Here is a 25,289-nt window from a genome sequence, read left to right on the forward strand (position 1 = left end):
TTCCCAGCATCGGGCAAAACACCGGCGGCGCATCTGCCGCTGTGCTCGCCCGTCCGTGTACTCCTGGGCGATGTGACGACCACACTGCAGCAGATCCGGCCGAGCGCCTATGCCGAGGAGACACCGCGCCGCAGGTCCAGCCGTACCCTCAGACCCGCACGCACCCCCGCGGGCGTGGGCGTCGCACTCGCCAGCACCGCCGCGCTCGGCCTGACCGTGGTCGAGGTCGTCGCGAGGCTCATGGACAAGCCGATCGGCCTGCTTCCCGTCGACCAGGCGCTCGCGCTCGCCGGATCGCACACCTGGGAGGAGCCCCTGCTGTCGGCCGGAGCCGCCGTCGTGGCCGCCGCCGGAGCCGCCCTCGTCACGCTCGCACTCGTACCCGGCCGGTCGCGTCTGGTGCCTCTGGAGACCTCCGACCCGCTCATCGTCATCGGCATCACCCGCTCCGGCCTGCGCCGTACCCTGCGCTCCGTCGCCCAGCAGGTCGAAGGCGTGGACAAGGCCAAGGTACGGCTGCGCCGCCGCCTCATCGAGGTCACCGTCGTCACCCGCGCCGAACGCACCGGCGTCGTGCTCCGGCAGGTCGGTACGGCGGTCGGGGATCGGCTCAACGGGCTCGGGGCGCTGTGCGGGGGAGAGGTCGTGGTGCGGTTGCGGAGGAAAGGGCTGTGAGGGCGGGGGCCGCGATCGTCGGATGGTGTGGGAAGGGGCTTGTGTGAAGCAGTACACGGGTAATCGCTGGGGGCTCGGCATCGTGGGAGGCGTCCTGCTGCTGCTCGGCGCCTACGCCTGGCTACGCGGCCAGGGCCGCCTGCCCGGCCTGCCGCCCGGGACCCGCCTCCTGCCCGCCAAGACCGCGGCCGCCGTCGCCGCCCACCCCTGGTCGATGTGGGTGGCGTCCCTGGCCATGGTCCTGCTCGCCCTGCTGGCCCTGCGCTGGCTCCTGCTGGCCCTCGGCTGGGGCCGCCTCGGCGTCCGCACCGGCACCGGCACCGCCCTGCTGTGCGTCGGCCTCAAGGACATCGACGGCATGGGCCGGGCGACCGTACGCGTGGTCGGCGACGTCGACCGCCTCCGCATCGGGGTGACCTGCCCGGCCTCGGCGGACGCGGGAAGCGTGGTGGGCAAACTCGACCGCGAGATCGTCGGCCGCATCCGCCGAGAGGTCTGCGACGACGCCCTGGGCGCGGTCGTACGGGTACACGTGTCACGCCGGTAGGGTGCCGTGCGACTCAGGTCAAGGCCTCGACAATCGAATGCGCCAAGGGCAGGGACGACGCCGCGACGAACTTGTGGCGATCGTCCATGGCGGCCACGATCTCGGCGACCGACGTGAACCCGTAGTCCAGTGGAACGGTGTCACCTCGCAGGTCCACCACGACGCCTCCCGCCGCGTTCAGGATGTAGTGGCCGGGGGCGAGGTCCCATACGGCGAAGCCCTTGTTGAACTCGATCACCGAGTCGGTGAGCCCGGCCGCCACGTGGCACAGGCTGATGGAGCCGAAGTCCACACCGATGCGCCCTCGGCCCGACCGCCCGAGCTCCTCGAACAATCGGCTCTGCCCGGCCAATGCCGTGAACCGGCCGGGCTTCATCAGGAAATTGGTCACCAGTGCCTCCTGGAGAGGCGCGAATCGGTTCAGGCGCAGAGCATGGCGGGTTCCGTCGCGCTCCAGCAGCCAGGCATGGTCTCGCCCGTCCTCGTCCCGCGCGGCGAGATACAGCTGAAGCTCATGAAAGATGTCGCCCACCGCCGCGGCCACCGGACGTCGCAGGCTCCGGGAGTAGACCATCACGTGTGTGTAGCCGAAGAGGGAACGCACGGCCATCTCACTGGTGTCCAGTGGATCGACGAGCACGCAGAGGTCCGGGTCGGAGGCGGTGCCGACGATCTGAGGATCGGCTTCCTCGGAGGCGTAGACGAAGGAGGGAAAGATATCCGTGAGCAGTTCCCGATATCGCTCGTGCAGCTGAAGGTCGAAGGCCGACAGGAAGTTGCCGGCATGGCGGGAATTGGCGAGATCGGCATGGTCTCCGGTCAGAGCCGCCTTGATCAATTGCGGTCGGATCTCCCCGATCAGGGTGGTGACCAGCCTGGCGAGGTCCTCGGCGATGCCGGGCATCGGACGGTGCGACATGGGTGGCCTCCTGATGTCAACGTAGCTCCAAGGGCGGTTCGAGCCCCGGAGGGCTCATCGTGGCGGCTATGAAGACCGCCTTGAAGTCGGCGGCTCGCATGATCGCCGCCCCGGTCAGGTCGTCGAAACCGGCCACTGCGAGGTCGCGTTCTTTCGTCATGGCCCCGAACACGGCGAAATAGATCTCCGCTCCCGGATATCGGTCGCGGATCTTCTTGGCAATGAATCCCACGACGTCCGCGTGCTTGACCTCGAAGTCGGTGAGAACGACCGAAGGGGCCTCGGGAAGGTCCGGATAAACCGAGGCCGGGTCGAGGGTGATGGAGTCACGGCTGGTGTTGCACTTGAGATAGCCGATGGGACACCTTCCGAATTGGGCCGACGCGAGAAATGTCGCCATCACCAGTCCTGCCTCGTTGATTCCGAAACAGGCGTCGACGTCGAGGCGTCGCCCGACATTCTTTATCTGGTGTATCAGCCGTTCCACTCCGAAGCCGAAGGAGGCCCAGTTCAGGCTCAGCAATTGTCCGGGATCGGGGTTGGGAAGGGAGCGGACCAGCCTGTTCGCATTGTCGTGCTCCGGCGTCGGCGCGGCGAGCACGAAATCCGAGCCTATGTCGGTGGCGTTCCCGGCGTGTCGCCGCAGTCCGGGAACGGGTGACGGCACGCGGACCGGGTGATCGGCCGTGGTGAATCTCCGCAGGGACAGCCGGTCCTCGGGGGCGAGGCGTTCGTATGCCCCGGCGACCAGGTCGCTGGGGGAGAGCTGTTCGTCGGCGATGCCGAGCGGCCCTCGGCCGTACGCCATGGCGAGGATCACCAGGGTGGAGAAGGTCGGCGGCGATCCCGCGCGCCCGCGCGTCCGAGCCCAGGTTTCCCAGGTGTTGATGGATGTGCCACCCAATCCCGTGGTGTTCCCCGTGACCTCGTTGTATCGGGTTGCGGCTTGATCCTGGGACAGTGCGCAGACGTAACGATGAGCCTGAAGGCTGGGTATGTCCGGGTGTCGAGTCATCAACTCGATTGCTGCGGCCTTTACTGATTTGGCGTCTTGCCATAGCTGCTGTCCAATTCGAGCCAGTTCGCGACCCCGCGCCTGAGGACTGACTCCAAGACGTTTCTGGGTTGACACCCCACATCCCTCCGGATTCACGAGCAGATTACCCATTCCGATGGGCGGCTGCTCGGGAATCTGCCGTCCGGCCAGGTCGGAGTTACCGCCATTCCCGAGCGCCCTCCGACCTCCTCGCAGGTGTGCGTGCCGACCTCGGAGTTCTACCGTCGGGAGGTGCCTCCACGTATGTCCACCAGCCCGTCGAGAGATGAGGACGCCCGATGAATCTCTACATGGCCGACACGCGAGACGCCGTCCTGGTCCCGCTGTGCGGCGGCAATCAGCAGGAGGAGGAGATGGACTCCTGCCTCACGTTCGCCCGCATCCCCGGCATCGAGGACGCGTACCTGCTGGGCGACTCCAAGCTGCCCGGCGCGACCCTGCGCTTCACCGGCGCCGAGCTGCGAGCAGCAGGCGTCGACACCAGTCACATCTAGCTCGACACCGTCCATGCCTCCGTCCGGAAGGGCGGAGGCCTGTCTTGAGGGGAAGGCATGCCGAACGTCGCAGCCGTCAGGGTAGGCCACTGGCATGCCTACCAGTGGGCCGGGCAGGGCAGGGAGCGCGAGCAGGAGTCGCTGCGCCGCCCGTCCGCCGACGCGGCCGCCCAGGCCGCGTTCCTGGCCTCGCCTCTGCCGCCCAATCGGACCTGCGACTGGCTGCTGAAGGGCCGGACGCAGATCAAGGCCACCTTCCACGAGGTGGACGAGGCGGTGATGTGGCTGGAGAGCCAGTGGCACGGCTACTGCGGGCGGATGCCGAGCCATCGGGACAACCGGCTGGGCCACCGCGAGCAGTTCCAGCACCGCGTCAAGAACGCCCGGGTGAGCCTGCCGGGGCAGGTGGATGTCCAGTGGGGCGACTGGCTGGAGGGCGGAGCCTTCATCAGCACGGCCGTGATCTGCTGCCCCAACTTCCATGCTGCTCATCGATGCCCGGTCGGCTCATGACGGGGACCTCACGTCTTGCGCGAGGTGACCCCTGCCTGCCCGGCCAGGCGCTCGGGGCCGCTGCCGAGCAGACAGGGGTCACTCGCAGTGGTAGCGAGCCTGCAAGATCTGTCGATCCGCCACCTGCCAATGGACGTAGTCCTCCCAGCTCTGGCTGGTGAAAGCCACCTTAATCGCGTGGTCTCGTCACCGACCAAGTCGTGCTGCTCGTATCGTCCGCCGAGAGCCTCCTGGTAGGACCTGATCAACCGGCGGGCGGCGCCCAGGAGGCACGCCCGCCTTCAGCACTCGATGATGTTGACCGCCAGTCCCCCCCGTGACGTCTCCTTGTACTTGTCGAGCATGTCGCGGCCGGTGGCCTTCATCGTGCGGATGGCCTTGTCCAGGGAGACGAAGTGCTGGCCGTCGCCTCGCAGGGCGATGCGGGCGGCGGTGATCGCCTTGATGGAGGCGACGGCGTTGCGTTCGATGCAGGGGATCTGGACCAGGCCGCCGATGGGGTCGCAGGTCAGGCCGAGGTTGTGTTCGATGCCGATCTCGGCGGCGTTCTCCACCTGTTCGGGGGTGCCGCCGAGTACCTCGGTGAGGCCGGCGGCGGCCATCGAGCAGGCGGAGCCGACCTCGCCCTGGCAGCCGACCTCGGCGCCGGAGATGGAGGCGTTCTCCTTGAACAGCACGCCGATCGCGGCGGCCGTCAGCAGGAAGCGTACGACGCCGTCGGTGTCGGCCTGCGGGATGAAGCGGGAGTAGTAGGTGAGCACGGCGGGGATGATGCCGGCCGCGCCGTTGGTGGGGGCGGTGACGACGCGCCCGCCGGAGGCGTTCTCCTCGTTGACGGCCAGGGCGAACAGCGACACCCAGTCCATGGTCTGCAGCGGGTCCTTCTCGGGCGCCTCGATCTGCAGCCGACGGTAGAGCTTGTTGGCCCGGCGCTTGACCTTGAGTCCGCCGGGCAGCACGCCCTCCTGGGCGATGCCGCGCTGGACGCATTCGGACATGACGCGCCAGATGTTGAGCAGTTCGTCGCGGATCTGCTGGGCCGATCGGCCGAACGCCTTCTCGTTCTCCAGCATCAGCCCGGAGACGGAGAGCCCGGTCTCCGAGCACAGGGCGAGCAGTTCGTGCGCGGTCGTGAAGGGGTAGGGCAGGACGGTGTCGTCCTGTTTGATGCGGTCGGCGCCGGTGGCGTTCTCGTCGACGACGAAGCCGCCGCCGACCGAGAAGTACACCTTCTCGCGCAGGGGGTGGCCGTCGTCGGTGAAGGCGGTGAAGCGCATGCCGTTGGGGTGTTCGGGCAGCGAGATCTTGCGTTCGAACACGAGGTGCTCGCCGACGACGAAGTCGATCTCGTGCTGGCCGTACAGGCGGATCCTGCCGGTGGTGCGCATGTCGGCCATGCGGGCCTCTACGGTGTCGACGTCGACGAGTTCGGGCTTGTCGCCCGAGAGGCCGAGCAGGACGGCCTTGTCGCTGCCGTGGCCCTTGCCGGTCAGGCCGAGCGAGCCGTACAGGATGCAGTCGACGCGGGCGGTCTTCTCCAGCAGGCCGTCCTCGTGCAGGCCCCTGGCGAACTTGTGTGCCGCGGCCATGGGGCCACCGGTGTGCGAGCTGGACGGGCCGATGCCGATCTTGAAGAGGTCGAAGACGCTGATCGCCATTGATGTGCGCCTTTCAGGCGGCGAAGGGGAAGCGTGCGGCCGGGGCCGGCCGGCTGGTGGAGCTCTCTCCAGAGTAACGGCCCCGGCCGAAAAGTCAGGAAGCGCCCGACGTCAGTGCCGAGTACTCCTCGGCCGTCAGCAGGTCCTCGGGGTCGCTGCTCAGGCGGACGCGGAACATCCAGCCGTCGCCGTAGGGCTCGGAGTTCACCAGGTCGGGCTTGTCGGCCACCTCCTGGTTCACCTCGACGATCTCACCGCTGACGGGGGCGTAGATCTCGCTGACCGACTTGGTCGACTCGACCTCGCCGATGGAGTCCCCGGCCTCGACGGTGGAGCCCTGCTCAGGCAGCTGTACGAAGACCACGTCGCCCAGGGCCTCGGCCGCGAAAGCGGTGATGCCGACGGTCACCGTGCGACCGTCGTCGAGACCGCTCACCCACTCGTGCTCCTTGGTGTAGCTCAGCTCGTCAGGGATGGTGCTCATTTCTTCCTCCTGTAAAAGGGCAGCTCCACCAGGTCTACAGCCTCTTGGCTGCCCCGGATGTCGACGGCCAGACCTTCGGTGGCGTCGGTGTCCACGTAAGCCATGGCGATCGGCCTGCCCAGGGACTGGGACGGCGCTCCGCTGGTGACCTCGCCGACAACGGCGCCGTTCTTCGTGACCGCGTACCCGTGGCGGGGTACCCGGCGGCCCGTCGCGACCAGGCCGACCAGGCGGCGGCGCGGCGGGAGGTCCTTCAACGGCTCAAGAGCGGCGCGGCCCACGAAGTCGCCCGGCTTCTCGAACTTCACCACACGCCCGAGCCCGGCGTCGAACGGCGTCAGCGCCGTGCTCAGCTCGTTGCCGTAGAGCGGCATACCGGCTTCGAGCCTGAGGGTGTCGCGACTGGACAGCCCGGCCGGAATCAGCCCGTACGGCTCGCCCGCCTCGGTCAGCGCCTGCCAGAGCGCCACGGCGTCGGCGCCCGCGACGAACAGCTCGAAGCCGTCCTCGCCGGTGTAGCCGGTCCTGGCGATCAGCGCCTGGACCCCGGCGACGACGCCGGGCAGCCCCGCGTAGTACTTCAGACCGGCCAGATCGGCGTCGGTGAGCCCGGCCAGGATCTCCTGCGCGCGCGGACCCTGTACGGCGATGAGCGCCCACTGGTCGGAGCGGTCCTCGACGACCGCGTCGAAGTCCTTGGCCCGCTCCAGCAGCTCGGCCGCGACCAGCTCGTAGTTGGAGGCGTTGGCGACGACCATGAACTCCTCGTCGGCCAGCCGGTAGACGATGAGGTCGTCCAGCACACCGCCCGCCTCGTTGACGATCATGGTGTAGCGGGCCCGGCCGGGGTCGAGCGCGGACAGATGGCCGACCAGCGCGTAGTCGAGCGCCTGTCCCGCCTGCGGCCCGGTGAGGTGGATCTCGCCCATGTGGGAGAGGTCGAACAGGCCGGCCGCGGTGCGGACGGCGTTGTGCTCGGCGGACTCGCTGCCGTAACGCAGCGGCATCAGCCAGCCGGCGAAGTCGGTCAGCGTCGCGCCGAGACTCTCGTGGACGTCTCGCAACGGTGTCGGTCGGGACATTGTTCGCACCTCAGAAAGGGTCGGATGCCAGGATCCTCCCCCTCTGTCATCGGTGCCTGAGAGCTTCGCCCGGATTTTGGCCGGACTTTCACCTTCGGCGAGGCCCACAGGGCCTGCTTTCCAGAGGTCACCCTGGCCCGTACGGTCCTTTGCCTTGAGAGGTTCGCGGGGAGGGCTTGCTCCTTCAGGGGACCTGACCGGATGTCAGGACGCTCTCCCGCACGGGTTCATCGGTGTCGGAACCCAGACTAGTGGGCTCGATGGGTCCGGCGAAATCCCCACGAGGGCGACTGTCGTGCCTCCTGTGGCCCTGACCTCGGAGACAGGCCTTTCCGCAGGCCGCTGTTTGTCGGGCGATACGTGGTTACCATTCGGTAAGCACTGCGCGGCCAGTCATCGCGGGAGGACAGTGTGATCGGTACTGCGGGCCACGGGCGAGTGGGGAACCTACCCGTGGAGACGACGAGTTTCGTCGGCAGGTCGAGGGAGCTGGCCGACGCGGCCGAGCTGCTCGGTCACGAACGCCTCGTGACGCTGACAGGAGTCGGCGGGGTCGGCAAGACCAGGCTCGCCCTCCGGGTGGCCACAGGACAGGCGGAGGCGCATCCCGACGGGGTCTGGCTGGTGGAGCTGTCGGCGCTCAGGGAGGCGAGCCTGCTGGCGCACACCGTCGCCAGCACGGTCGGGGTGACGCCGGAGGCCACGCGGTCACAGGCCAGGGCGCTCGGCGACTACCTGGCGGGCAGGCGTGCGCTGATCGTGCTCGACACCTGCGAGCATCTCGTCGGCCCCTGCGCCAGGCTGGCCGACGCGCTGCTGCGGGCCGCGCCCGGCCTGCGGCTGCTGGTCACCAGCAGGCAGCCGCTGCGCGCGACGGGTGAGCACGTGCTGGCCGTGCACCCGATGCCGGTGGAGGCTCCGGCGGGCGGGCCCGAGGGGGCGGTCACGCTGTTCGCCGAGCGGGCGGGCGCCGTCAGGCCGGGGTTCACGGCCGGGGAGGCGGTGTGGCGGCTGTGCCACAAGCTCGACGGCATCCCGCTCGCCATCGAACTGGCTGCGGCGCACCTGCGCACGGTGTCGGCGGACGAACTGCTGACCACACTCGGCGAGAGACTGGCCTCCGGCGACGGGGAGCGGCCTTCGTCCAGGCACAGGACGATGCGCACCGCGATCGGCTGGAGCCACGAGCTGTGCACGCCGCTGGAGCGGCTGCTGTGGGCCAGGCTCTCGGTCTTCCACGGCGACTTCGGGGCCGAGGCGGCGCTGACCGTGTGCGCGCACGCCCCGCTGACCCCGCGCCTGGCCGAGCAGGCGCTGGCCTCGCTGGTCGACAAGTCGATCGTGCGCGCGCTCGACGACGGGCGCTATCGCATGCTCGACACCATCAGGGCATACGGCGCCGGATGGCTGCGCGAGCTCGGTCTGGCCACCGACATGCGGCGCAGGCACCGCGACTTCTACCTGGGCCTGGCCCGATGGTTCCACGCCGAGTGGAAGGGCCCGGACCAGGTGGGCTGGTCGCGCCGGATGTCGAGGGAGCTGCCCAATCTGCGGGCGGCGTTCGGGCACTGCTGGTCCGACCCGGACGACTACGCGGCGGGCCTGGACCTGGCCACCAGCCTGGTCTACTTCTGGGTGGCGTGCGGCCATCTGCACGAGGGCAGGCACCAGCTCGGCAACGCCCTGGCCCGCTGCCCCGAGCCGGGCGGCACGCGTACCTCGGCGTTGTGGGCCTACGCGCTGGTGACGATGATCCAGGGCGACCACGACACGGCGGGCCGCCTGCTCACCGAGGCCGTGGCCGCGGCGGCCGAGCAGGGCGACGTGACCGCGGGCGCCTACGCGCACACGATGCGGGCCCTGCTGGCCGTGCTCAGGGGCGATCTCGGCGAGGCCATGAGGATCGCCGAGGAGGCGGCGGCCATCCACAGGAAGCTCGGCGACCCCGGGTTCGGCGTGCTGATCTCCCAGTCGGCCGGAGCGCTGGCCCTGGTGATGCAGGGCACCGACCTGTGTGCGGCCGAGCGTCTGGTCGAGGCGATGTGGCGAGGCGCGGACGCCTTCGGCGGGCACTGGCTGCGCTCCTACGCCGACCACCACATGAGCGGTGTACGGCTGCAGCGGGGCGACCTGGACGGAGCGGCCGGACTGGCCCGCCGATGCCTGGCCACCAAGTGGAGCATGCGCGACATGCTGGGCACCGCGCTCGCCCTCGACATGCTGGCCAGGATCGCCGTGGCCGGACAGGAGGGCAAGGCGGCGGCCGTGGCGCTGGGGCTGTCGCAGCAGGTGTGGGACAGGCAGGGCGCGGTCTCCATGAACGCGCCAGGCCTGACCGCCCTGCGCCGGGAGTGCGCGGGATCGGCCCGGCGCCTGGCGGGTGAGGAGGCCTACGAGGCCGCGTTCCGCTTCGGCGCCGAACGCGACCTCGACGAGGCGATCACCGCACTGTCGACGCCCTAGGCCGTGCCGTCGCGCCGATCGCGGGCCGCGGCGACCAGCGCCTCGAACAGCGTGCCGTCGTCGCCCGCCTCCGGGTGCCACTGCACGGCCAGGGCGAAGGTGGCGGCGTCGAGCTCGACGGCCTCGACGGTGCCGTCACCGGCGACGGCCGAGACCGTGAGGCCTTCGCCGAGCCTGTCGATGGCCTGGTGGTGGTAGTGCCTGACGACCTGCTCGCCCTCCAGCAGCTTGGCCAGCCTGGTGCCGTCGGCCGGGTGCACCGGCATCAGGCCGAACTCGGCGGGCGCGGGCGCGTGATCGGTGTGGCCGGTCACGTCGGGCAGGTGCTGGTGCAGCGAGCCGCCCAGGCTGACGTTGAGCACCTGCAGCCCCCTGCACACGCCGAGGAAGGGCAGGTCGGCCTCCAGCGCCGCACTCATCAGCCCGAACTCGGACGCGTCGCGGAACTCGCGGATGTAGCCGGTCTGCTCATGAGGTTCGGCCTGGTAGCGGGCGGGGTCGATGTCGCCGCCACCCGCGATGATCAGTCCGTCCAGCCTGGAGATCAGGTCGGCGGGCGTGCCGATCGGCGGGATCATGACGGGCTGGCCGCCCGCCCGCACGATGTGCTCGATGTACATGAAGGGCAGCAGGGCGGTCGGCAGGTCCCAGACCGTGAAGCGCGCGGGTTCGACGTAGCACGTGACGCCGATGACGGGCCTGCTCATGACAGCGGGGTGACATAGGCGCCGGAGATGCCTCCGTCGACGAGGAACTCAGAGCCCGTGATGAACGAGGCGTCGTCGGAGGCCAGGAAGGCCACCGCCGCCGCGATCTCGCTCGCCTCGGCGAACCTGCCGACGGGGATGTGCACCAGGCGGCGCTGGGCCCGCTCCTGGTCCTTGGCGAACAGCTCCTGCAGCAACGGCGTGTTGACCGGCCCCGGGCACAGGGCGTTGACCCGGATGCCCTCCCGTGCGAACTGCACGCCGAGCTCGCGCGACATGGCGAGCACGCCGCCCTTGGACGCGGTGTAGGAGACCTGTGAGGTGGCCGACCCCATCACCGCGACGAACGAGGCCGTGTTGATGATCGAGCCCTTGCCCTGGCGCCGCATGTAGGGGATGACGTACTTGCAGCACAGGTAGACGCTGGTCAGGTTCACCTCCTGCACCCTGCGCCAGGCGTCGAGACCGGTGGTGAGGATCGAGTCGTCGTCCGGCGGTGAGATCCCGGCGTTGTTGAAGGCGATGTCCACACTGCCGTAGGCGTCGAACGCCGTCTCGTACATCCGGACGACGTCGGCCTCGCTGGTCACGTCGGCCTTGACGAACAGCCCGCCGACCTCGGCCGCGGCGGCGGCGCCCGTGGTCTCGTCGAGGTCGGCGCAGACCACCTTGGCGCCCTCCTGGGCGAACCTGTGCGCGGTGGCCAGGCCTATCCCGCTCCCGGCGCCGGTGATGACGGCGACGCGATCCTGCAAACGCTGCATGTTTCCCTACTCCGATGCGATGAAGACGTTCTTGGTCTCGGTGAAGGCGCTCAACGCGTCAGGACCGAGCTCCCTGCCGAGGCCCGACTGCTTGAATCCGCCGAACGGCGTCCAGTAGCGGACCGACGAGTGCGAGTTGACGCTCAGGTTGCCCGCCTCGACCGCACGCGCCACCCGCAACGCCCTGCCGACGTCACGGGTCCAGATGGAGCCGCTCAGCCCGTAGGGGGTGTCGTTGGCGATCCGCACGGCCTCCTGCTCGTCGGCGAACCCCACCACCGAGACGACGGGCCCGAAGATCTCCTCGGTGAAGGCCCGGTCGGTGACCTGCGAGGTCAGCACCGTCGGCGGGAACCAGTAGCCGGGCCCGGCCGGGCATTCCCCTTGCAGGTACGGCGTGCCGTCGACGAAGCCGCGCACCCTGGCCAGGTGCTCGGCGCTGATCAGCGGGCCCATCTCGGTGCCCTCGTCGAGCGGGTCGCCGACCCTGACGCCGGACACGGCCGTGCCGAGCAGGTCGAGGAACTCCTCGCGCACCGACTCCTGCACCAGGATGCGCGAGCGTGCGCAGCAGTCCTGCCCGGCGTTGTCGAACACGGCGTAGGGCGCGGTGGCCGCGGCCTTGGCCAGGTCGCAGTCGGCGAACACGATATTGGCCGACTTGCCGCCCAGCTCCAGGGTGAGGCGCTTGACGGTGGCGGCGCCCCTGGCGGCGATCTCCTTGCCCACCTCGGTCGAACCGGTGAACACGATCTTGGCGACATGCGGGTGCTCGACCAGCCGGGCGCCCGCGACCTCGCCCAGGCCGGGCAGCACCTGGAGCACGCCTTCGGGCAGTCCGGCGTCGAGGGCCAGCTCGGCCAGCCGCATCGCGGTCAGCGGCGTCCACTCGGCCGGTTTGACGATCACGGTGTTGCCCGCCGCCAGCGCGGGGGCCACTCCCCAGGTCATGACCACCATGGGGAAGTTCCACGGCACGATGACGCCGACCACGCCCAGCGGCTCGTGGAAGGTGACGTCCAGACCGCCCGCCACCGGGATCTGCCTGCCATACAGGCGTTCGGGGGCTGCGGCGTAGTAGTGCAGGACGTCGCGGACGTTGCCGGCCTCCCAGCGGGCGTTGCCGATCGTGTGCCCGGCGTTGGCCACCTCCAGCAGGGCGAGCTCTTCGGCGTGCGCCTCGACCGATGCGGCGAAGGCGCGCAGCAACCTGGCCCGGTCGCCGGGAGCGAGGGCCTTCCAGGGGCCGTGGGCCGCCCTGGCACGCTCCACCGCCCGGTCGACCTCGGCGGCGTCGGCGGGCTCGACGTCGGCGAGCACGGCCTCGGTGGCCGGGTTGATGATCTTCACAGTCGCTCGAATCCCCTGAACAGTTCCCAGTCGGTGACGGCGGCGTCGAAGGCGGCCAGCTCGACGCGCGCGTTATTGGCGTAGTGTGCCACCACCTCCTGTCCGAACGTTCGGGCGGCCAGCCCGGATGACTCGAACAGGGCGAGAGCGTCACGCAGTGTGTACGGCACGCTGTCCGCGCCGCTGTCATAGGCGTTGCCCGCAAACGCCTCCTCCAGCGGGAGCCGCTCGTCGATGCCGTGCAGCCCGGCCGCCACCAGGGCGGCGACCGCGAGATAGGGATTGACGTCGCCGCCGGGCACCCGGTTCTCGATGCGCAGGGAGTGGCCGTGGCCGACCAGGCGCAACGAGCACGTGCGGTTGTCGACGCCCCACTTGACGGCGGTGGGGGCGAAGCTGCCCGGCACGTAGCGTTTGTAGGAGTTGATGTGGGGCGCGTACATCAGCGTCAGCTCGCGCAGGCAGGCGAGCTGACCGGCGATGAAGTGCTCGCCCAGCGGTGACAGGCCGTGCGCGCCCTCGCCCGCCATGACGGCCGAGCCGTCCTTGCCGCGCAGCGAGATGTGGATGTGGCAGGAGTTGCCCTCACGCTGGTTCGGCTTGGCCATGAAGGTGATCGACCTGCCCTCCTGGGCGGCGATCTCCTTGGCGCCGTTCTTGTAGATCGAGTGGTTGTCGCACGTGCGCAGCGCCTCGTCGTACTTGAAGGCGATCTCGTGCTGGCCCAGGTTGCACTCGCCCTTGGCCGACTCGACGTACATCCCGGCGCCGTCCATGTCGCGCCTGATCCTGCGCAGCAGTGGTTCGACCCTGGCGGTGCCGAGCAGGGAGTAGTCGACGTTGTACTGGTTGGCGGGCGTCAGATCGCGGTAGCCGCGCCGCCAGGCGTCCTCGTAGGAGTCGTCGAACACCACGAACTCCAGCTCGGTGCCGACGAAGGCGACCAGGTCGCGCTCGGCCAGGCGGGCGAGCTGGCGGCGCAGGATCTGGCGGGGCGAGGCGACGACGTCGGAGCCGTCGGCCCAGGTGAGGTCGGCCATCAGCAGGGCGGTGCCCTCCTGCCACGGCACCCTGCGCAGGGTGGACAGGTCGGGCTTCATCACGAAGTCGCCGTAGCCGCGCTCCCACGACGACATCGCGTAGCCCCCGACGGTGTTCATGTCCACGTCGACGGCCAGCAGGTAGTTGCAGCCCTCCGAGCCGTGTTCGAGCACGTCGTCGAGGAAGTAGCGGGCGGCCAGGCGCTTGCCCTGGAGGCGGCCCTGCATGTCGGCGACGGCCAGGAGGACCGTGTCGATCCGGCCTGCGGCGACTTCTTGTCTGAGTTCGTCGATCGACAGCAGTCCCGACACCGCACGCTCCCTTTTATTGGGCTAGTGTCAGACCATTGATGTGCATCGTGGGATCGGTTGTCAAGAGCCTGAGGACACCTTGGACGAGTCGGCGCGGTTGATGACGGTGTTGCGTCCCGTGCGGGCGGGCAACGCCTTCGAGGAGACGGTCGAGCGTCTGCTGCAGGCCATCAAGCTCGGCGTCGTCGGGCGGGGCGAGAAGCTGCCGCCCGAGCGCGAGCTGGCCGTACAGCTGGGCATCAGCAGGGTGACGCTGCGCGAGGCGATCAGGGCGTTGCAGGAGGCGGGCTACCTCGACGTGCGCAGGGGGCGCTACGGCGGCGCGTTCGTCACCTACAGCCCGGCTCCGCCCCGCACGGGCGACCTGCGCAGGGTCGTCACCGACATGGGCACCGACGACCTGCACGACGCGCTCGTCTTCCGCATGGCCGTGGAGTGCGGCGCGGCCCAGGTGCTGGCCACCACCGCGCTGACCGAGGCGCAGCGCGCGGCCCTGCTGCGGCGCCTGGCCGACCTCGACGACGCCAGGCCCGAGGACTACCGGCGGCTCGACACGGCCTTCCATCTGTCGATCGCCGAGCTCACCGGCTCGCCGCTGCTGGCCGCGGCCTGCGCCGACGCCAGGCTGCGGGTGACCGATCTGCTCAACGCCATTCCGGTGCTGCAGCGCAACATCGAGCACGCCGCCGCCCAGCACGCGGCCATCGTCGCGGCCATACTCGCCCAGGACCCCGAGGCGGCGCGCAGGGCGGTCGCCGAGCACCTCGAAGGCACGGCTGCGCTGCTGCGCGGCTTCCTGGCCAGGCCCCCTTCGATGGCGTGAGGAGTTGAAAGGGCTCGTAGCATCGAATTCGAGACCTATGGGGCAATGGCTGGAAGAACGGATCATCGACACGGGGCGGCTGCCGCTGTTCTGCTTCTTCGTCGCGCTCATCGTGTCGTTCATCGCCACCCGTATCAATGTCAGGCTGATCAGGGCGAAGATCGGCTGGTTCCGTAACGTCAACGTCGGCGAGATGCACATCCACCACGTCGTGTTCGGCGTCGTGCTCATGCTGCTCGGCGGGGTCACCGGGCTCATCGTCTCGGGCACGTCGGAGGCCTGGTACGCCGTGGCGGCGGGCGTGTTCGGGGTGGGGGCGGCGCTCGTGCTGGACGAGTTCGCGCTGATCCTGCACCTGCACGACGTGTACTGGGAGGAGGAGGGGCGTACCTCCGTCGACGCCGTGTTCGTCGCGGTGGCGGTGACCGGGCTGCTGCTGCTCGGGCTACGGCCGCTGGCCTGGGACTACGGCACGCCGGTGGGGTCGTGGCTGGCGGCGCCCGTGCTGGTCGGCAATCTGGGGCTGGCCGTCGTCACGCTGCTCAAGGGCAAGATCTGGACCGGTCTGGTCGGACTGTTCGTGCCGGTCCTGCTCGTCGTCGGCGCGGTGCGGCTGGCCAGGCCCGGCTCGCCGTGGGCGCACTGGTTCTTCGCCAGGAGCTCGCCGCGCAAGCTGGCCGTGGCCATCCATCGCGAGGAGCGCTGGCGCAGGCCGGTGATCCGGGCGAAGATCGCCTTCCAGGAGTTCCTCTCCGGCCGCCACGACCTGCCCTCCTCGCGCAAGAAGCGCCGTTAGAGCACCGCCGCCGAGCGCAGGGCGAGCCCGGCGCCGAGCACGACGACCATGGCGGCGGTGCCCACGGGTGCCAGGCCGGACAGCCTGGCGGCGAACGCGTGCCCGCGCGCGGCCCTGCGCTCCAGCCGGTCGCCCACCTTGACGAGCAGCAGTCCCGTCGCGGTCAGCGTGGCCGCCATCCCGACGCCGTACGCCGTCACCAGCGCCACCCCGAACCACGTCCGGCCCAGTGCGATCGCCCCGAGCAGCACGATCAGCGCCGAAGGACTCGGCACCAGCCCCCCGGCCACCCCGAGCCCGACCAGCCCGGACCGCCCATGCCCGTGTCCGTGTCCGTGCCCGTGCCCATGTCCGTGCCCGTGCCCATGGCCGTGCCCGTGTCCGGCCTCCCCGCCGGTACGGCGGGCCGCGACGAGCAGCCTCGCGCCCACCACCACGATGAGCACGCCGCTCGCCACCCCCAGCCAGCCCAGCACCGACTCACCGGCCAGCGACGTGAACACACTCAGCAGCGCCCCCACCACCAGCACCCCGGCCGTGTGCGTGCCCGTCACGGTCGCCCCGACGATCAGCGCGTCCCTGGGCCGCCCCCTGCGTCCGGCCAGGTAGGCCGCCATGATGGTCTTGCCGTGCCCGGGAATCAGCGCGTGCCCGGCGCCCAGCACGGCGGCCAGCGCCACGGCCAGCAGGCCGAGCGGCACCGTCAGGTCGTCGGCGCCGACGAGATCGGTGAACGTGGCGTCGACGGCGCCGAGGAACTCCCCGACGGGCCCGCCGATCGACAGGCCGCCCAGCCCCTCACCCGCGGGAGCCGCCCGGCCGATCGAGGCCGTGCCCTCGCCCAGCGTGAAGGCGGCGCCGCGCTGGTCCAGCGGCGAGGAGAGCAGGTCGTCCGGGTAGGCGCGCAACTCCCGGCTCACACTCGTGGCGGGGATCGCCGACGGCGCGAGCCGTACCCCTTGGGCTCCGGCGGCGGTCAGTTCGCGCCAGCCGATGCGGTCGGGCTCGAAGCCGTCGTGGAAGGCGAACCCGCCGCGCGCCGAGGCGGACGCCTCCAGGCGGCAGGTCAGGCGGCTGACCCGCAGGCCGCCCTGGCCGGGCGCGTAGGCGAAGGAGGCCGAGGCGACCCGCCAGGCGACCGCCGCGCCGTCCACGGTCAGGCGCTGGGCGGCGGCGAGCGCGGCGCACCTGGAGGCGGCGTAGGCCACCTGGCCGGCCGCCGCGACCTCGGGCTCGGCCTGCAGTGTGGGCAGCTCGGCGGCGTCGAGCACGGCGGTGTTCTCGATCGCCGACGGCAGCACCCGCAGCCCGTTGTAGTGGTTGACGGTGAAGTTGCCCAGCGGATGGGCGGCGGCGGGCCGGGTCAGCAGGAGCAGCGACACCAGCAGCGCCAGGCCGGTCGTCAGACAGAGCCGGATCGCGCGCATGGAAAACCTCTCAGGCAGTCGTCACGAGAACCGCGCCAGCGCGGGCAGGGCGGGGTCGAACAGCGGATTGAACCGCGCGGCGCGTGCGGCCGAACGCCCGGCGGCGCGATCCAGGCCGAGTGCGCGCTCGATCTCGGCGCGATGATGCTGCAGCAGCGCGTTGCGCCAGCCGGTGCCGGTGGCCCGCTCGGCATAGGGCAGCGCCTCCTTCGAACGCCCGGCCCGGTGCAACGCCCACGCCAGCGCGTCGGCCGCCACCAGGTTGGGAGCGCGCCCGTACTCCGCCTCCGCATGCCGTACGGCCAGCAGGGGGTCGCCGTGGTCGGCCTCGAACTCGGCCAGTGTCAGGTCGTCGAGCACACCGGCCGCGGCCATCAGCCCGCGCTGGGCCCGCAACAGGGTCCAGTCGGCGGGCAGCCCGGCCTTGATCCGCACCTCGCCCTGTTCGAGGAGGTACTGCGGCAGCGGCAGCCGGTCGACGACGCGCTGGTAGAGCGTGAGCGCCTCGGTCGTCCGGCCGCGCAGTGCGGCGAGCCTGGCGAGTCCGGCCATCGCCGGGGTGAAGGCGGGATCGGCCCGCAGCGCCTCGGCGTACCTGGCCGAGGCCTCGCCGAGTTCGCCCGAGCGCAGGGCCAGCTCACCCAGGTAGTGGGCGCTGTAGGCCCGGTCGGCGCGGCCGGTGGCATCACGCAGCGCGTAGCGCAGATGGTCGCGTGCCGCATCGGCGTCGCCGCGCAGTTCGGCCGCGTAGGAGGCGCGGGTGAAGGCGGCGACGCCGGGCCGCAGGGCGAGCATCCTGTCGACGGCACGCTGGGCGCCTTCGAGGTCGCCGAGCTGCGTCCTGGCGTCGGCGAGCACGCCCTGGGCCGCCGCGCCGTAGGGGTTGGCCAGCACCGCGCGCTCGGCCAGCGAGGCGGCGGCGGCGAAGTCGTGGCGTGCCGCGGCCAGTGCGGCCTGTCCGGTGAGCACGGCGTCGTCGCCGGGGTCGAGCCGGGAGGCGGTGGCCAGGGCGCGCTCGGCCTTGGCGTAGAAGGCCGGGTCGCCGGTCAGCCTGGCCTGTTCGATGTGGGAGACGCCGAGCTCGGCCCAGGCGCGATGGTCGCGGGGCAGGCGTTCCAGCCTGCTCTGCAGGGTCTCGGTGAAGGGCCGCTGCTGCTGCGAGGAGGCGGCGGGTGTCGAGGGGGGAGCGGCCACCGCGACGGCGGTGACGAGTGCGACGGCGGCCAGCGTGCCGCCCACGGCCACGGCGAGCGTGCGCATGGCGAGGTCCTCTCACGGACGGGAGGGAGCGCCCTGCCCGGGGAGGGCCGGGCAGGGCGCGGGAGATGGTCAGGACTGGTTGACCGACTTGTTCCCGGGAAGCGGGATGTACGGGAAGACGGTCCCGAACGGCTTGTCGTTCTTGTCGACCTTGTCGCCCGCGGCCAGCGCGGGGACCAGCTTGCCGGTCAGGGCGGCGCCCGCCATGGCCTGCAGCGCGATGTCGACGACGTCGTCGGACAGGCGCCTGCCGTTGGGGAAGCCCTGCAGGTCTCCGGCCAGGACGCCGAGCCTGTTGGGATCCTTGGCCGGAGCGATGCCCATGTTGAGGCGCAACATCTCACTGGGGCGCAGCTTGCCCGCGTCCTTGTTGAGGGACTGCGAGTTCAGATCGGCCTTGATCGGGCCGTTGGCCTTGGCGATGCCGGTCAGGAAGATCTCCACCAGGTCGTTGCGTGGCGTCGCGGGAGCCTTGATCCCGTAGATGCTCTCCAGCAGACGGGCCACCTCGGGGTCGGTCACACGCTTGACGACCGCCGGGATGTCGGCGTCCTTGTCGGGGCCGATCGAGTTGAAGGCGTCCTTGAGCCTGGCCGGGACCACGACCTCGTTGACCAGCGGCTGGCCCAGGCGCGAGACCTGGACGTAGCCCTTGGGGCTCCACTTGTCGGTGGTGGACCACACGCCGATCACCGGGTTGCGCTTGGCGTCGCCCTTGAGCGCCAGGTCCTCGGCGGGGATCTGCAGGCCGAGCGTGTGCACGTTGTAGCCGCGCGTGGTGTCCTGGCCGACCTCCGACAGGTCGCCGCCGTAGAGCAGGTCGAAGACGCGCAGGTCGAGGAAGAACGCCTCGTCCGACTGGCCGGCGAACGTCTGGCCGCCGCCGGGCAGGCTCTTGATCGACTGGGCGCGCAGCGTGCCGTAGTCGGGCATCGAGGCCGGGCCGACATTGCTCGGCGCGACCACACCGTTGGCGATCAGCGTCTTGGAGCCGCCGTCGGTGATGCGCTTGAGCGTGTAGCGCTGGCGGTAGAGCAGGTTGGGGTCGTCGAGCGAGGTGACGGGCCCGTTGTTGTAGAGGAAGGTGCTCTCGCCGCGCTTGTCCTCGTCGCGGAAGGTCCACTGGTAGGTGATGTCCGGCTTGGCGTCGCCGTCGTTGTCGACCTTGATGTTGTAGCGCGAGTTGGTGTCGAAGGTGTAGAAGTTCGGCCCGCCGTTCGGCTCCTCGAAGGGGATCCAGTTGGACAGCAGGGTCACGGTGTCGGCCTTGTCGGGGCTGACGAACGCGTAGACGTCGGTGTTGTCGTTGCGCGGGTCGCCCGCGATCATCGGGGCCTCGCGGTGCGAGGAGGCGGTGCCGGTGTCAGTTCGGAGCAGGGCGAAGGAAGAGACGGTCAGTGCCGCCGCGACGCCGAGTCCGATCACAGCGCGCCGGTTGATCCGGAGCTCCATGACGGTCCTCTCGATTCTCGATGGAAGTACTTCGGAGAGGTTCCGGCCGGGTTCCTCGACGGCCTATTCGCGGTGGAGGCCGCAGCGGATTGCTGCGTCAAGCAAAGTTGACATACTTAAGTCGTCAATTTAGGTTGACGGGTGAGGAATTCGGGTCGCCGGACGTTGGGGGAGTTGTGGAGAATGTGAAGTCGGAGAGAGCGCCGCTACGGGCGCTGCTGGCCTATGTGCGGCCGCACCGGAAGGTCCTGGTGCTGGGCGGCGTACTCGGCCTGGTCGGCTCGGCCGCGGGACTGGCCATGCCCCTGCTGGCCAAGTACGTCGTCGATGCGTTCGGCAGCGGCACGTCGATCATGGGTCCGCTGCTGGGCCTGACGGTCGTGGTGCTCGTGGGGGCCGTGGTCTCGGCCTACGGCACCTACATGATGGAGAAGACCGGCGAAGGCGTGGTCTACACGGCCAGGCGCAACCTCGTCGACAAGCTGCTGCGGCTCAAGGTGGCCGACGTCGACCGGCTCAAGCCGGGCGACCTGCTGTCCAGGGTCACGGGCGACACCACACTGCTGCGCTCGGTGCTGACCAACGGCATCGTCGACTCCATCAGCTCGGTCTTCATGCTGGTGGGCGCGATCGTGATGATGGCGTTGATGGACGGCGTGCTGCTGCTGGTCACCCTGCTGGTCGTGGTGGTCGTCGGCGGGATGACCGGGCTCATCATGCCCAAGATCCAGAAGGCCCAGCACCAGGCGCAGGAGGCCGTCGGCGAGATGGGCTCGGTGCTGGACCGGGCGCTGCAGGCCTACCGCACGGTCAAGGCGAGCGGGGCCGAGGACCGCGAGGTCGAGATCGTCGGGCAGGCGGCCGAGCGGGCGCGTGCGCGTGGTCTGCAGGTGGCCGGATGGACCTCGCTGGCCGGGGTGTCGACCTGGATGATGGTCCAGATCGCCTTCCTCGCCGTGCTGGCCGTCGGCGGCTCGCGGGTCGCGTCCGGCGCGATGGAGGTCTCCTCGCTGATCGCGTTCCTGCTCTACCTGTTCTACCTGGTGGCGCCGATCGGTCAGATCGTCGAGGGCGCGGTGCAGTTGCAGAACGGCCTGGCGGCGCTCAAGCGCATCAGGGAGGTGGAGGACCTGCCGGGCGAGGTCGCGGTGTCGGTCCGCTCCGGCTCCGAGCGCGACGGCGACCTGCTGGGCGTGCGGTTCGACGACGTGGTCTTCGCCTATGGCGACGACCGGCCGACCGTGCATCACGGGGTCACGTTCGAGGTGACTCCCGGTGGGCTGACCGCGCTCGTCGGGCCTTCGGGGTCGGGCAAGTCGACGGTGTTCGCCCTGCTGGAGAGGTTCTACGAGCACCAGGACGGGCTGATCCGCGTCGGCGGGCGCGACATCCGCGACTGGCCGCTCGGCGAGCTGCGCGCGGCGCTCGGCTATGTGGAGCAGGACGCCCCGGTGCTGGCCGGGACGCTGCGCGAGAACCTGCTGTTCGCCGCGCCCGACGCCACCGACGAGGAGGTGACGCGAGCCCTGGCGCGTACCAAGCTCGACGACCTGGTCTCACGGCTGCCCGAAGGGCTGGAGACCGCGGTCGGGCACAGGGGGATCATGCTGTCGGGCGGTGAGCGGCAGCGGGTGGCCATCGCGCGTGCCCTGCTGCGCAAGCCCAGGCTGCTGCTCATGGACGAGGCCACCTCGCAGCTCGACGCGGTCAACGAGCTCAGGCTGCGCGAGGTCATCGCCGAGGTGTCGAAGGAGACGACGGTCCTGGTGATCGCGCACCGGCTGTCCACCGTGGCCGAGGCCGATCGCATCATCGTCATGGAGGCGGGCATGGTCAGGGCGGTGGGCACGCACGACGAACTGGTCAGCGGCGACGCCCTCTACCGTGAGCTGGCCGCGACGCAGTTCATGGTCACCGGGTAGACCGGATGCCCGGCCTTTTTCCTGGGGTTTTCCGGCTTTTGTGACTTGGCAGGACACATCTGGCATGAGGGGTTGACGAGCGCCCGAGCAGGGAAGTCCCGGGATGCGGAGCCTCTCTTCCGTGTCATGCCGGTCGTCGTTCGTGCGGAGCCCCGGCCGGGGTCTGCAAGCGGGGCGTTCTCCACTCTAGGAGAACGCCCCGCTTGACCTGTAGTCTCCGGGTGACAAACATGAATACATCCATTCACCGCATGGGGGAGACAGCCATGACCAGCAGCCGGACCGTGCGCGCGCCCCGCGGCACCACGCTCACCGCCAAGGGCTGGCCGCAGGAGGCGGCGCTGCGGATGATCCAGAACAACCTGGATCCCGAAGTCGCCGAGCACCCCGAGCAGCTCGTCGTCTACGGCGGATCGGGCAAGGCGGCCCGCGACTGGCGCTCCTTCGACGCCATCACCCGCACCCTCACCACGCTGGAGGGCGACGAGACCCTGCTGGTGCAGTCGGGCCGTCCCGTCGGCGTCTTCCGCACCCACGAATGGGCGCCGCGCGTGCTCATCGCCAACTCCAACCTGGTGCCCGACTGGGCCAACTGGGAGGAGTTCCGCAGGCTCGAAGCCGCTGGCCTGACCATGTACGGGCAGATGACCGCGGGCTCGTGGATCTACATCGGCACGCAGGGCATCCTCCAGGGCACCTACGAGACGTTCGCCGCCGTCGCGGCCAAGAGGTTCGGCGGCACGCTGGCCGGGACGATCACGCTGACCGCCGGGCTCGGCGGCATGGGCGGCGCCCAGCCGCTGGCCGTCACCATGAACGGCGGCGTCGCCATCTGCATCGACGTCGACCCCCGCTCGGTCGAGCGGCGCATCGAGCACCGCTACCTCGACGTGCGCGCCGACTCGCTGCCCGAGGCGCTGCGCCTGGCCTACGAGGCCCGGTACGCGCGCCGCCCGCTGTCGATCGGCGTGGTCGCCAACGCCGCCGAGGCCCTGCCCGAGCTGCTCGCGGGCGGCGCCGAGATCGACATCGTCACCGACCAGACCTCCGCGCACGACCCGCTCATGTACCTTCCCGTCGGCATCGCCTTCGAGGACATGGCCGACGCCAGGGACAAGGACCCGGCCGGGTTCACCACCCGCGCACGCCAGTCGATGGCCGCGCACGTCGAGGCCATGGTCGGCTTCCAGGACGCGGGCGCCGAGGTCTTCGACTACGGCAACTCCATCAGAGGAGAGGCCCAGCTCGCCGGATACGGCCGCGCCTTCGACTTCCCCGGCTTCGTGCCCGCCTACATCAGGCCGCTGTTCTGCGAGGGCAAGGGCCCCTTCCGCTGGGCGGCGCTGTCCGGCGAGGCCTCCGACATCGCGGCCACCGACAAGGCCATCCTGGAGCTCTTCCCCGACAACGAGCCGCTGGCGCGCTGGATCCGCATGGCGGGCGAGCGCGTGCACTTCCAGGGCCTGCCCGCCCGCATCTGCTGGCTCGGGTACGGCGAGCGGCACCTGGCGGGCGAGCGGTTCAACGACATGGTCGCCTCGGGGCAGATCCAGGCGCCGCTGGTGATCGGGCGCGACCACCTCGACTGCGGGTCGGTGGCCTCGCCGTACCGGGAGACCGAGGCGATGGCCGACGGGTCGGACGCCATCGCGGACTGGCCGCTGCTCAACGCCATGCTCAATGTGGCGTCGGGGGCGGCGTGGGTGTCGATCCACCACGGTGGCGGGGTCGGCATCGGGCGTTCGATCCACGCGGGACAGGTCACGGTCGCCGACGGCACCGCGCTCGCGGGGGAGAAGCTGCGCCGTGTGCTGACCAACGACCCGGGTATGGGCGTCATCCGGCACGTGGACGCGGGCTACGACGAGGCGGTCAGCGTGGCCGACGAGAAGGATGTCCGCATTCCTATGCGTGAGTCCTGATCTGCTGGAGTTCCAGCCGGGCTGTGCGGGCACGTGGGAAGCTCTTGAGGTTCCTGAGGTGTTGGAGGTGGCGTGGCGGACGGACTGGAGAGGCTGATCGACGGGCGCAGGCTGTCGCCGGTCCAGCGGCGCATTGCCCACTATCTCGACCTGCACCTGGAAGAGGCGATCTTCCTGTCGAGCGTGGAGCTGGCCGAGCGGGCGGGCGTCAGCCAGCCGTCGGTGACCAGGTTCGCCATGGTCCTGGGCTTCGCCGGGTACCCCGAGCTGCGTCAGGCGCTGCGTCCGCTGGTGCTCGGCGGCAAGGCGCCCAAGGCGGGCGGGCTGGTCAGGGAGGCCGTCGACGCCGAGATCGACAACCTGCGCCACACCCGCGACCGCCTCGACCGCCTCCCCCTGCGGGAGACGGGCGAGGCGCTGGCCGCCAGCGAGCCGCTGCCGGTGCTCGGACTGCGCGTCTCCAGCGGCCTGGCCACCACTTTCGCCTACTACGCCAGGCGCATACACCCCGACGTGCGGCTGCTCGTGCACGGCGGCTCCGAGCTCATCGACGGCCTGCACGCCGCCCGCAGGGCCGGAGCCGGATGGGTGCTGGCCGTCGTGCTGCCGAGGTACCCCGCCGAGACGCTTTCGGCCCTGGACTACGCGGGCAAGCTGGGCCTGAAGCGAGCGGTCATCACCGACAGGCCGGGCCTGCCCGCCGAGGTCGTGCTGGACGCCCCCGTCGGCGAGCGTCTGGTCTTCGACTCCCACGTCGCCCCGCTGGCCCTGGCGATGGCCCTGGTCGAGGCGATGGCCGACGCGGCGCCGCTGCGCACGCAGGCCAGGCTGGAGGAGTACGAACGCATGACCGACGAGACCGGCGTCTTCTCAACCGGCGATCTTCCGCAGTGACCTGACCGACCAGCCGAGCGTCAACGCCGCCAGCGCCAGCATGATGCCGAACGCCAGCGGCACCGAGGCGTCGCCCAGGTCACCGGCGAACAGCGCCCGGCCCGCCGTGACCGGATGGTAGAGCGGGTTGAACACCGCCACCGACCGCATCCACTCGGGCGCCAGCGTCATCGGCAGCAGCGCCCCCGACAGCAGCATGATGGGCAGTGCGAAGAAGTTCATGATCTGCGACATGCCGTTCTCGTCCCGCAGGGCCAGCGCCAGCCCGTACGCGATGCCGGAGGAGAACAGCCCGGTCGCCGCCAGCAGCGCCATCATCACCGCCAGCCCGGCGGGCGAGACCCGCATCCCCATGGCCAGCGCGATCACCACCACGACGGACGACTGCACGACCAGCACGACCACATCGCGAAGGGTACGGCCGAGCACGATCGCCGGTCGCCACGCCGGGCTGACCGCGATGCGCTCGAGGACGCCGCTGCGGATCTCGAAGATGAGCGCGTAGCCCACCGCGATCGACCCGAACAGCGCCGTGATGACGAGCATGCCGGGCGCGAACGAGGTGAGCGCCTGCGCCGTGCTGCGGCCGGGCACGGTCCCGGCCACCAGCGGCCCGAACAGAAGCAGGTACACGACCGGCTGCACGATGCCGAACAACGGCCAGACGGGGTTGCGGAAGGTGCCTCTGAGCTCGTAGCCCAGGAAGAGCAGGGTATGTCTGAGCATGG

Annotated in this window: 23 protein-coding genes and 1 riboswitch; of the genes, 10 read left to right on the forward strand and 13 right to left on the reverse strand. The window is 70.3% G+C overall.

Annotated elements, in window-relative coordinates; translation table 11 throughout:
• The first annotated feature begins 72 nt into the window (after positions 1-72).
• Together ACTWNK_RS10455 and ACTWNK_RS10460 are read left to right on the forward strand one after the other, a co-directional pair.
• Complete coding sequence (locus tag ACTWNK_RS10455; protein WP_474303685.1) at positions 73-675, forward strand: DUF6286 domain-containing protein; 603 nt, start codon at positions 73-75, stop codon at positions 673-675.
• A gap of 43 nt (positions 676-718) precedes the next feature.
• Positions 719-1,222, forward strand: a complete 504-nt coding sequence (locus ACTWNK_RS10460; RefSeq protein ID WP_474303686.1) for a hypothetical protein — start codon at positions 719-721, stop codon at positions 1,220-1,222.
• A gap of 13 nt (positions 1,223-1,235) precedes the next feature.
• Here the strand turns inward: ACTWNK_RS10460 and ACTWNK_RS10465 are convergent, their stop codons facing one another.
• Both ACTWNK_RS10465 and ACTWNK_RS10470 read right to left on the reverse strand, forming a co-directional pair.
• The gene (locus ACTWNK_RS10465) at positions 1,236-2,141 is read right to left on the reverse strand and encodes an inositol monophosphatase family protein (RefSeq protein WP_474303687.1); all 906 of its coding nucleotides are present in this window, start codon (positions 2,139-2,141) and stop codon (positions 1,236-1,238) included.
• Between the two features lie 16 nt (positions 2,142-2,157).
• Positions 2,158-2,961 (reverse strand): hypothetical protein, encoded by an 804-nt coding sequence (locus tag ACTWNK_RS10470; protein ID WP_474303688.1) that lies wholly within the window; start codon positions 2,959-2,961, stop codon positions 2,158-2,160.
• 515 nt (positions 2,962-3,476) lie between these two features.
• Between ACTWNK_RS10470 and ACTWNK_RS10475 the strand changes: the two genes are divergently transcribed.
• Both ACTWNK_RS10475 and ACTWNK_RS10480 read left to right on the forward strand, forming a co-directional pair.
• Positions 3,477-3,692, forward strand: a complete 216-nt coding sequence (locus tag ACTWNK_RS10475; RefSeq protein ID WP_474303689.1) for a hypothetical protein — start codon at positions 3,477-3,479, stop codon at positions 3,690-3,692.
• 57 nt (positions 3,693-3,749) lie between these two features.
• Positions 3,750-4,205, forward strand: coding sequence for a hypothetical protein (locus ACTWNK_RS10480; RefSeq protein ID WP_474303690.1), 456 nt, complete (start codon positions 3,750-3,752; stop codon positions 4,203-4,205).
• A 281-nt stretch (positions 4,206-4,486) separates the two neighbouring features.
• On the opposite strand, the gene ACTWNK_RS10485 is transcribed toward ACTWNK_RS10480, so the two are convergent.
• The 3 genes from ACTWNK_RS10485 to gcvT form a co-directional block, all read right to left on the reverse strand.
• Entirely contained in the window at positions 4,487-5,863 is a 1,377-nt protein-coding gene (locus tag ACTWNK_RS10485; protein ID WP_474303691.1) for an L-serine ammonia-lyase, read from the reverse strand.
• A gap of 94 nt (positions 5,864-5,957) precedes the next feature.
• Positions 5,958-6,347 (reverse strand): glycine cleavage system protein GcvH, encoded by a 390-nt coding sequence (gcvH, locus tag ACTWNK_RS10490; protein ID WP_474303692.1) that lies wholly within the window; start codon positions 6,345-6,347, stop codon positions 5,958-5,960.
• Positions 6,344-7,429: a glycine cleavage system aminomethyltransferase GcvT gene (gene gcvT, locus ACTWNK_RS10495; protein ID WP_474303693.1), complete on the reverse strand. Its 1,086-nt coding sequence runs from the start codon at positions 7,427-7,429 to the stop codon at positions 6,344-6,346. Before gcvT ends, gcvH begins: the two co-directional genes overlap by 4 nt.
• Positions 7,430-7,561: 132 nt before the next feature.
• A riboswitch (glycine riboswitch) is annotated at positions 7,562-7,659 on the reverse strand.
• 223 nt (positions 7,660-7,882) lie between these two features.
• Here gcvT and ACTWNK_RS10500 point away from each other — a divergent pair.
• Positions 7,883-9,892 carry an ATP-binding protein gene (locus tag ACTWNK_RS10500; protein WP_474303694.1) on the forward strand — a complete coding sequence of 670 codons (2,010 nt, stop codon included), beginning with the start codon at positions 7,883-7,885 and terminating at the stop codon, positions 9,890-9,892.
• Here the strand turns inward: ACTWNK_RS10500 and ACTWNK_RS10505 are convergent.
• The 4 genes from ACTWNK_RS10505 to ACTWNK_RS10520 are packed head-to-tail and all read right to left on the reverse strand — an operon-like array spanning position 9,889 to position 14,065.
• Positions 9,889-10,599 carry a gamma-glutamyl-gamma-aminobutyrate hydrolase family protein gene (locus tag ACTWNK_RS10505; RefSeq protein WP_474303695.1) on the reverse strand — a complete coding sequence of 237 codons (711 nt, stop codon included), beginning with the start codon at positions 10,597-10,599 and terminating at the stop codon, positions 9,889-9,891. The two genes, ACTWNK_RS10500 and ACTWNK_RS10505, sit on opposite strands and share 4 nt — an antisense overlap.
• Positions 10,596-11,363, reverse strand: a complete 768-nt coding sequence (locus tag ACTWNK_RS10510) for a 3-oxoacyl-ACP reductase (RefSeq protein WP_474303696.1) — start codon at positions 11,361-11,363, stop codon at positions 10,596-10,598. Before ACTWNK_RS10510 ends, ACTWNK_RS10505 begins: the two co-directional genes overlap by 4 nt.
• 6 nt (positions 11,364-11,369) lie before the next feature.
• Positions 11,370-12,713, reverse strand: coding sequence for an aldehyde dehydrogenase family protein (locus ACTWNK_RS10515; protein WP_474303697.1), 1,344 nt, complete (start codon positions 12,711-12,713; stop codon positions 11,370-11,372).
• Entirely contained in the window at positions 12,710-14,065 is a 1,356-nt protein-coding gene (locus ACTWNK_RS10520; protein ID WP_474303698.1) for a glutamine synthetase family protein, read from the reverse strand. The genes ACTWNK_RS10515 and ACTWNK_RS10520 overlap by 4 nt, the downstream gene beginning before the upstream one ends.
• A gap of 100 nt (positions 14,066-14,165) precedes the next feature.
• On the opposite strand from ACTWNK_RS10520, the gene ACTWNK_RS10525 reads away from it, so the two are divergent.
• Both ACTWNK_RS10525 and ACTWNK_RS10530 read left to right on the forward strand, forming a co-directional pair.
• The gene (locus ACTWNK_RS10525) at positions 14,166-14,888 is read left to right on the forward strand and encodes a FadR/GntR family transcriptional regulator (RefSeq protein WP_474310881.1); all 723 of its coding nucleotides are present in this window, start codon (positions 14,166-14,168) and stop codon (positions 14,886-14,888) included.
• 37 nt (positions 14,889-14,925) lie between these two features.
• Positions 14,926-15,684 (forward strand): hypothetical protein, encoded by a 759-nt coding sequence (locus ACTWNK_RS10530; protein WP_474303699.1) that lies wholly within the window; start codon positions 14,926-14,928, stop codon positions 15,682-15,684.
• Here ACTWNK_RS10530 and ACTWNK_RS10535 read toward each other — a convergent pair.
• The 3 genes from ACTWNK_RS10535 to ACTWNK_RS10545 all read right to left on the reverse strand — a co-directional run bounded on the left by ACTWNK_RS10535 (position 15,681) and on the right by ACTWNK_RS10545 (position 19,823).
• A complete protein-coding gene (locus tag ACTWNK_RS10535) occupies positions 15,681-17,111 on the reverse strand; it encodes a nickel/cobalt transporter (RefSeq protein ID WP_474303700.1) in 1,431 nt (476 codons plus the stop codon). The two genes, ACTWNK_RS10530 and ACTWNK_RS10535, sit on opposite strands and share 4 nt — an antisense overlap.
• Before the next feature lie 21 nt (positions 17,112-17,132).
• The gene (locus tag ACTWNK_RS10540; RefSeq protein ID WP_474303701.1) at positions 17,133-18,371 is read right to left on the reverse strand and encodes a tetratricopeptide repeat protein; all 1,239 of its coding nucleotides are present in this window, start codon (positions 18,369-18,371) and stop codon (positions 17,133-17,135) included.
• Positions 18,372-18,440: 69 nt separating this feature from the next.
• Entirely contained in the window at positions 18,441-19,823 is a 1,383-nt protein-coding gene (locus tag ACTWNK_RS10545; protein ID WP_474303702.1) for a DUF4331 domain-containing protein, read from the reverse strand.
• A 185-nt stretch (positions 19,824-20,008) separates the two neighbouring features.
• On the opposite strand from ACTWNK_RS10545, the gene ACTWNK_RS10550 reads away from it, so the two are divergent.
• The 3 genes from ACTWNK_RS10550 to ACTWNK_RS10560 all read left to right on the forward strand — a co-directional run bounded on the left by ACTWNK_RS10550 (position 20,009) and on the right by ACTWNK_RS10560 (position 24,561).
• On the forward strand, positions 20,009-21,745 hold the full coding sequence (locus tag ACTWNK_RS10550) for an ABC transporter ATP-binding protein (protein WP_474303703.1): 1,737 nt from the start codon (positions 20,009-20,011) through the stop codon (positions 21,743-21,745).
• Positions 21,746-22,011: 266 nt separating this feature from the next.
• Complete coding sequence (gene hutU / locus ACTWNK_RS10555) at positions 22,012-23,667, forward strand: urocanate hydratase (protein ID WP_474303704.1); 1,656 nt, start codon at positions 22,012-22,014, stop codon at positions 23,665-23,667.
• A gap of 72 nt (positions 23,668-23,739) precedes the next feature.
• A complete protein-coding gene (locus tag ACTWNK_RS10560; RefSeq protein ID WP_474303705.1) occupies positions 23,740-24,561 on the forward strand; it encodes a MurR/RpiR family transcriptional regulator in 822 nt (273 codons plus the stop codon).
• On the opposite strand, the gene ACTWNK_RS10565 is transcribed toward ACTWNK_RS10560, so the two are convergent.
• Entirely contained in the window at positions 24,538-25,287 is a 750-nt protein-coding gene (locus ACTWNK_RS10565) for an ABC transporter permease (RefSeq protein ID WP_474303706.1), read from the reverse strand. The genes ACTWNK_RS10560 and ACTWNK_RS10565 overlap by 24 nt on opposite strands.
• Positions 25,288-25,289: the final 2 nt, after the last annotated feature.

It is taken from the genome of Nonomuraea sp. IBHARD001, assembly GCF_056106265.1.

Bases quoted from the DNA above. Each gene is read 5' to 3' on its own strand.
- gcvH (WP_474303692.1), bottom strand. From the start codon at position 6,347: ATGAGCACCATCCCTGACGAGCTGAGCTACACCAAGGAGCACGAGTGG.
- ACTWNK_RS10540 (WP_474303701.1), bottom strand. From the start codon at position 18,371: ATGCGCACGCTCGCCGTGGCCGTGGGCGGCACGCTGGCCGCCGTCGCA.
- ACTWNK_RS10505 (WP_474303695.1), bottom strand. From the start codon at position 10,599: ATGAGCAGGCCCGTCATCGGCGTCACGTGCTACGTCGAACCCGCGCGC.
- ACTWNK_RS10510 (WP_474303696.1), bottom strand. From the start codon at position 11,363: ATGCAGCGTTTGCAGGATCGCGTCGCCGTCATCACCGGCGCCGGGAGC.
- ACTWNK_RS10545 (WP_474303702.1), bottom strand. From the start codon at position 19,823: ATGGAGCTCCGGATCAACCGGCGCGCTGTGATCGGACTCGGCGTCGCG.
- ACTWNK_RS10535 (WP_474303700.1), bottom strand. From the start codon at position 17,111: ATGCGCGCGATCCGGCTCTGTCTGACGACCGGCCTGGCGCTGCTGGTG.
- ACTWNK_RS10480 (WP_474303690.1), top strand. From the start codon at position 3,750: ATGCCGAACGTCGCAGCCGTCAGGGTAGGCCACTGGCATGCCTACCAG.
- hutU (WP_474303704.1), top strand. From the start codon at position 22,012: ATGACCAGCAGCCGGACCGTGCGCGCGCCCCGCGGCACCACGCTCACC.
- ACTWNK_RS10465 (WP_474303687.1), bottom strand. From the start codon at position 2,141: ATGTCGCACCGTCCGATGCCCGGCATCGCCGAGGACCTCGCCAGGCTG.
- ACTWNK_RS10530 (WP_474303699.1), top strand. From the start codon at position 14,926: ATGGGGCAATGGCTGGAAGAACGGATCATCGACACGGGGCGGCTGCCG.
- gcvT (WP_474303693.1), bottom strand. From the start codon at position 7,429: ATGTCCCGACCGACACCGTTGCGAGACGTCCACGAGAGTCTCGGCGCG.
- ACTWNK_RS10475 (WP_474303689.1), top strand. From the start codon at position 3,477: ATGAATCTCTACATGGCCGACACGCGAGACGCCGTCCTGGTCCCGCTG.
- ACTWNK_RS10525 (WP_474310881.1), top strand. From the start codon at position 14,166: ATGACGGTGTTGCGTCCCGTGCGGGCGGGCAACGCCTTCGAGGAGACG.
- ACTWNK_RS10485 (WP_474303691.1), bottom strand. From the start codon at position 5,863: ATGGCGATCAGCGTCTTCGACCTCTTCAAGATCGGCATCGGCCCGTCC.
- ACTWNK_RS10565 (WP_474303706.1), bottom strand. From the start codon at position 25,287: ATGCTCAGACATACCCTGCTCTTCCTGGGCTACGAGCTCAGAGGCACC.